At 58.0% G+C, this 5673-nt stretch carries 6 protein-coding genes and 1 pseudogene; all 7 read right to left on the bottom strand.

Going from position 1 to position 5673, the window contains the following annotated elements; translation table 11 throughout:
• Nucleotides 1-501: pseudogene (locus QZY01_RS23660) on the bottom strand (glucose-6-phosphate dehydrogenase); the annotation flags it as partial.
• 4 nt (nucleotides 502-505) lie between these two features.
• Entirely contained in the window at nucleotides 506-1540 is a 1035-nt protein-coding gene (gene gnd / locus QZY01_RS23655) for a phosphogluconate dehydrogenase (NAD(+)-dependent, decarboxylating) (RefSeq protein WP_294542173.1), read from the bottom strand.
• 82 nt (nucleotides 1541-1622) lie between these two features.
• Nucleotides 1623-2051 (bottom strand): DUF2383 domain-containing protein, encoded by a 429-nt coding sequence (locus QZY01_RS23650; RefSeq protein WP_294542171.1) that lies wholly within the window; start codon nucleotides 2049-2051, stop codon nucleotides 1623-1625.
• A gap of 1204 nt (nucleotides 2052-3255) precedes the next feature.
• Nucleotides 3256-3423 (bottom strand): hypothetical protein, encoded by a 168-nt coding sequence (locus tag QZY01_RS23645; protein ID WP_294542168.1) that lies wholly within the window; start codon nucleotides 3421-3423, stop codon nucleotides 3256-3258.
• Nucleotides 3424-3735: 312 nt separating this feature from the next.
• Complete coding sequence (locus tag QZY01_RS23640) at nucleotides 3736-3984, bottom strand: hypothetical protein (protein ID WP_294542166.1); 249 nt, start codon at nucleotides 3982-3984, stop codon at nucleotides 3736-3738.
• A gap of 329 nt (nucleotides 3985-4313) precedes the next feature.
• Nucleotides 4314-5078, bottom strand: a complete 765-nt coding sequence (locus QZY01_RS23635; RefSeq protein WP_294542164.1) for a methyltransferase domain-containing protein — start codon at nucleotides 5076-5078, stop codon at nucleotides 4314-4316.
• A 327-nt stretch (nucleotides 5079-5405) separates the two neighbouring features.
• A partial coding sequence (locus tag QZY01_RS23630; protein WP_294542162.1) for a deaminase occupies nucleotides 5406-5673 on the bottom strand: 268 nt, incomplete at its 5' end.

Below are 5673 nucleotides of genomic sequence, written 5' to 3'. Positions count from 1 at the left end.
GCCGAGTTGCTCCACTACCGCGCCGAACAATTGATCGGCGATCGCCAGATAGAAGATGGCGTTGCCTTCGGTCCCGTTGGCCTTTTCCGCCTGACCAAGGGCCTCGCGCAGCGTCTCGTAGAGTTTGGAATTGGTCAGATCACCCTGGACATAGACCATTTTCTGCACGAGCCGCTCCCATGCGGCCATGTCGATGCCGTCGACATCGAATTCGGAGGCGGTCGCGCCGACAAAACCCTTCAACGCGCCAAAAAGGCTGTCGCGCCAGCTTTGCGTGGTTTCTTCCGCGCGCGCCGCGCCAATCAGCGTAAATGACTCCGGCAGCGCTCTGGTGCGCGAGAGGTTATAGAGCGCCGGAAGCACCAGGCGGTGAGTCAAGTCGCCGGTGGCGCCGAACAGCACCATCGCGCAGGGGTCGGCTGGCTTGGCGTCGCGCTGCGAAGGCGACGCGAACATTTTCGCCACCATTTGCGGGGTTCGGGGCGGATTGATGTCAGACATGGCTCTAACCGGAAGCTTGTTGCGGCGCAGCGTCGTTTGGCGCCAGCGACGGGTCGATGGACTCCGCGCCCTCGATATGGCCGCCAAATCCAAAACGCATGGCCGACAGCATTTTTTCGCCGAAAGTGTGCGCCTGGCGCGAGCGGAAGCGGGCATAGAGCGCGGTCGTGAGCAGGGTTGCAGGAACCGATTCCTCGATCGCGGCCTCGACGGTCCAGCGGCCCTCGCCGGAATCCTGGACATAACCGGAAAAATCCGCGAGCTGCGAATCCCTGGCCAGCGCCGCCGCGCCAAGGTCGAGCAGCCAGGAAGAAATTACGCTGCCGCGCCGCCAGACCTCGGCGATATCCGGCAGGTTCAAGACGAAGCGCTCGCCCTCGGGCAAATCCTTCGAATCCTTGTTGCGCAGGATGTCGAACCCTTCGGCGTAAGCCTGCATCAATCCATATTCGATGCCGTTATGCACCATCTTGACGAAATGCCCGGCGCCTGACGGTCCTGCGTGAATATAGCCGCGTTCGGCGCGCGGATCGCCTTTGTCGCGGCCGGGCGTGCGCGCGATATCGCCATGGCCGGGCGCGAGCGCCGCGAAAATCGGATCGAGCAGATCGACCGCCTCCTTCGGCCCGCCGATCATCATGCAATAGCCGCGCTCGATTCCCCAAACCCCGCCAGACGTGCCGCAATCGACGTAGCGAATATTCTTTACGGCCAGTTTCCTGGCGCGGCGGATGTCGTCCTTGTAGAACGAATTGCCGCCGTCGATGACGATGTCGCCGGACTCCAGCAATTCGCCAAGACTTTCGACCGTCTCATCGGTCACCGAACCGGCGGGCAGCATCAGCCAGATCGCGCGCGGCCTGTCCGCGAGTTTTCGCACCATGTCGGCAAGGGAATCGGCTTCTATGGCGCCGTCCTTCGTCAGCGACTGGCGCGACTCGGCGGATCGCGCGTACACCGTGCAACGGTGTCCCGCTTTCATCAGGCGACGCGTCATGTTTCCGCCCATCCTGCCCAGTCCGACCATGCCGATCTGCATTTTGTCTTGCTCCTCAAAAAGCGATCCAGGAATTCGTCAAAGCGCAGCTATGCGAGCGGACGCGATGTCGCGAGCCTTAGGCTTAGCTCACACGCTCGCGCAGTTTTGCAATCCTGTCCCTCAATGCGTCTCTTTGATCGATTAGAATTGAATATTCTGGATTAGTCTGCGACGACGCTTTGATTGCATTGTCATAATGGACAAGGACTCGCTGTTCGCCATCGATCAGACTTGGAATAATTTTCTCGTCAAGCTCTGTAAAAAGCGACGTGACCTTCATCACCACGCGGTCAAAAGTTCCCATAAAAGACCCATGCTCATCAACCGGCGCGCCAAGGCGCTTTAGTTGCAGGGCAATGGCACTGGCATCTTGTTCATGTATCATGATCAATTCGGAAAAAAGGGGCGTCAACCCCTTGCCATGAGCATCCTTCAGTCCCTCTTCATAACCGCTACGTGCATCGATCACACTCGTAAGAAGTATTTTCAATTTTCGAACGAGGTCGTCCATGATGGTCTCCCAAAAACGATTGAAACAAACGTGGACCGGATGCCTATGCGCGCCAGCTTCAACAAAATGCGCCGCTTTTCTATTACATCATGGCGGCGTTCCGCCTCTTGAGCCAAACGCCGGTTCCGCGCCCGTACTTCGGGACGAACGCACAGCAGCGACCGTTCCAGACCGTCTTTTCAAAAGGGACGCATCGACATGGCTTTGCTCGAAAAGCAGGGTGTCGTCAGGTCGCCTTGCAACAGGCCCGAGTCGGAGGAGATGTCGGCTCCGGGCTTGGGTCAGTCACCGGAATTTCAATTGGCGATGGGTGCTCCGGGAACTCTGGCGGCGGCCGTTCGGCCGGACGCGGCGGCTCAGGCAGTTCCGGGTTCGGAGCGGGAGGCGTCAGTGGCTCTGGCGGCCATCCTGGCGGCGTCGGAACGGCGCCGGCTTCGGAAGGTGTCAACCCAAGGGTCAAGTCCGGGGGAATTGAGATCGATCGAACCATATCCAGGCACAGGCGGCGTCCCAAATCCTTCGCGCTTTGCGCATTGGAGGACACTTTGCTTCCGGAAGCTTCCGCCATAGTTCTGGTCCCCGCTATAGAGCGCCCTTGGCTTTGCAGAAACGGACCGAAGTCGCCTGCGGGCAAAAATTGTGCAAGCGACGCCCGTAGGGAAAGCGACGCGGCGATCAGGCTTTCTCGACCAAATTGATCGAATCCTTGAACGCGCCGTAGGCCCTTAAATTAGCCAAGCGGGCCGGGGAGCGTCCAATATGACCGTATCCGGCAGCAACGCTGGCAAATAGGTTCGGGATCTACTCAATCGGTTCCGATGGTGACATCTTTGATGATGAATTCTCAAAGGGCCACATCAAGCAACGGTACGTTCGCCCAGCCCAAAACCTCCTGCGGCGCGAGGCGTCGTTCGCCGTCCACAGCACATGGCTTTTTCGAGCCAAGCGAAGTTGTAAATTGACGTTCGATAACACACGCCGAAAAGCAATGGGCGTCGACGGCAGGTGATGACCGTTGCAAATGCAGGCGGCAGGAACTCTTATCCTTCAGTGTCCTCTTATTTCAGGACGAAACTCCCTTTCCGCGCGACGCGAAGTTGCACCAGTTCGGCTGGGAGGGCCGCGGATCGAGGGTGGCGTTCTTGACGCCCGTCTGCCAGAAGTTCGGACAAATTTCGGAGGGCGGAGGGATCGACCCGAAATTCTATTTCGCTTTGTCGTCCTTGTGATCAGGCGCCCCGGCCGCGCTCGGTTGAGTCAATGACGGTGGATCGCTTGCCGGGAACGAATCTTCCAGCTCCACTTCAAGCTTCTCATCTGTCTCGTCATGCTTCCGCTTTTCATCGGTTTTGGATTTTGGTTTCCCAATCATTCCAGTCTCCTGGCCATTGCGACTTTCCAAGGATGACAAGCGCCGGCGCGAGCCGTTCCAACGGCGGGGGAAGAACCTCGAAGTCGGGTTGAGGCCCTATCCCGTCCCGTTATTTCCGCACGCCTGAATTGGCGCCATTGTCCCGCGCGGCTACCGCCGGGATAGGTTCGGAAACTACTCATCTCATGCGCGGAAAAGGATCAAGATTCCGGACAGGGCGATGCGGTTGGTCAGCCATGAACTGCCATTGACACTATTGACATTCTTGGTTTTCACTGCCGCAGGGCGCGATCAATTTTCGAGACCGCGACCTCACGCGCCGTCATCGTCATTTTCCGGGCGATCAATAAACTTGATCGTGATTTCCGCGGGAACCTTCTCGGCGGCTTCACGGATTTCTTCAACGATGCGGGACGAGGCGCTCGCGTCCGTATTGATCCCAACGCCGCAGCAGGCGCAATGCGTGGACTCGGGCGATTTGATCTGGCCTATCGTGAGTTCGAGCGCGCATCCACATTGCGGACATTGAAACGCGATCGTTTTTGCGTTGACGTCTGTCATTGACAAATTCCTTTGTACGGGGCCAGCGACGAGCAGGCCGCCCGGGTTCCATCGCCGCCCCCGGCTTGCCTGGCGCGACAGGCGCGCGGGCCGCCATCTTGATTATCTTTGCTTCCGTGGAAGCGTCCAAATGGCCGGGACCCCTTTGGGATCGCAATCACGGCATCGAAAAACGCGCGTTGAATAGCAGCCCTTCCCAGTTTGCTCCGACCTTCAGTTGATCATTTTGGCGACAGACAGCGAATGGCCCTCGCGACCGAGTCGCAATTTGCTCAACCGGCGTGATTGACCCTTGATCGAGGCGCGCTTAGCGACATGAGAACAACAACCTATCGCTGCGCAACGATAAAAAGGCGCGGAATTCGCAGAAGGACTTTTCCATCCGTTTGAACGGGATATTCCATGGCAAGCGCTTTAACATACTGGCGAAGGAATCCCCGACGTTCATTGGTGTCGAGCGCCACCAGAAACGGATCCACGCCGGAAGCTTTCATCCATGCGACAATCGACCATACGCCATTGATTGGGTGGAAATAGGTCGTCTCCCAAATTTCCATCGAGGCGCAAATTGGCCGCAGCGCCGCATAGAGGTCTTCGTAGGCTTCGTTGTTTGGCTCCGACTTGGCGATCGGGAGAAGTTTCTCCGCCCAGGGTCCTTCGGCAGCAATCATGCGAATAAGAGCGCGATTCGGCTCCTGCAAATTGTCGGGAATTTGCAAAGCAAGAAACCCACCCTTAGCCACGAAGGACAAGAGTTTCGGCACAAGATGGCGATGATTAGGAAGCCACTGCAAAGCGCCATTGGAAAAAATGAGGTCGAATGGCTCGGCAGGCGTCCACTGACAAATGTCAAGCGTCTCGAATTGAATTCCCGGAAGGCGCGTTCGCGCCATTTGGAACGCTTTTTCGGAATGCTCGATCCCGATGATCTCTGCGTCCGGGAAACGGCGCGCGATCAATTCGGTGGAAAACCCCGGGCCGCAACCGAGATCGGCCACGCGCCGCGGCGCAAACGCCGGAATGCGGCTCAAGAGGTCTGCGGCCGGCTGTGTCCGTTCGTCTTTAAAAACATAACGAAATTGCGCCGAGGGCATCACATTTTTCCCTTGCCGGGTTTGGCCCGGGATCTGCCGCCAACGTCTGAAGGTCCCGTCAAGGTCCGCTGGTTGGTCGCGGCCTATCCATCCACAACCTGAGGACATTCAATTTTCGCGGCGCCTGTGCCAGCCTCGGGAACTACCTAAGGCAGCCAAACGTGTTCGAAATTGGCGATAATTACTCTCGGCCGATGCGCAGTTCAGGCGCCCTCTTCCATTATCGGGAACCGATAAAGTTTTTCGGTGGCTATGATCCGCCAATGCGCAAGCCGCGCCTTGCCCTCTCATGACCATGAAATGAAGTCCATGGCCGTGAGGCGGCGTTCAGAGATTGGCTTTTTGCGCTTCCGGCGGAACGTCCCAGGGCCGCCAGTAGAGCTGCGCGCATTCCTCGCGCAACAGGCCGCCTTCGATGGAAATATCGTCGCGATAGGCTTGCGCTACAAAATCAAGCGTGTCGATGTGGCGGGCCTCGAAATAAAGGCTGTTCACGTCCACGCGTCCCGCGCCATAGACGATGCGTGCGACCTTCGCCCAGATCAGCGCCATGGTGCACATCCCGCAAGGTTGCAAAGTCGTGTAGACGGTGGCT

Origin of the sequence: uncultured Rhodoblastus sp. (genome assembly GCF_903903185.1) — a bacterium.
Taxonomy (GTDB): domain Bacteria; phylum Pseudomonadota; class Alphaproteobacteria; order Rhizobiales; family Beijerinckiaceae; genus Rhodoblastus.
The sequence above is the reverse complement of the archived record's forward strand: the minus strand, read 5'-3'. Positions and strand labels throughout refer to the sequence as shown.

Excerpts from the sequence above, each read along its gene's own strand:
- QZY01_RS23640 (WP_294542166.1), bottom strand. The coding sequence starts at position 3,984 with ATGACAGACGTCAACGCAAAAACGATCGCGTTTCAATGTCCGCAATGT.
- gnd (WP_294542173.1), bottom strand. The coding sequence starts at position 1,540 with ATGCAGATCGGCATGGTCGGACTGGGCAGGATGGGCGGAAACATGACG.
- QZY01_RS23645 (WP_294542168.1), bottom strand. The coding sequence starts at position 3,423 with ATGATTGGGAAACCAAAATCCAAAACCGATGAAAAGCGGAAGCATGAC.
- QZY01_RS23635 (WP_294542164.1), bottom strand. The coding sequence starts at position 5,078 with ATGCCCTCGGCGCAATTTCGTTATGTTTTTAAAGACGAACGGACACAG.
- QZY01_RS23650 (WP_294542171.1), bottom strand. The coding sequence starts at position 2,051 with ATGGACGACCTCGTTCGAAAATTGAAAATACTTCTTACGAGTGTGATC.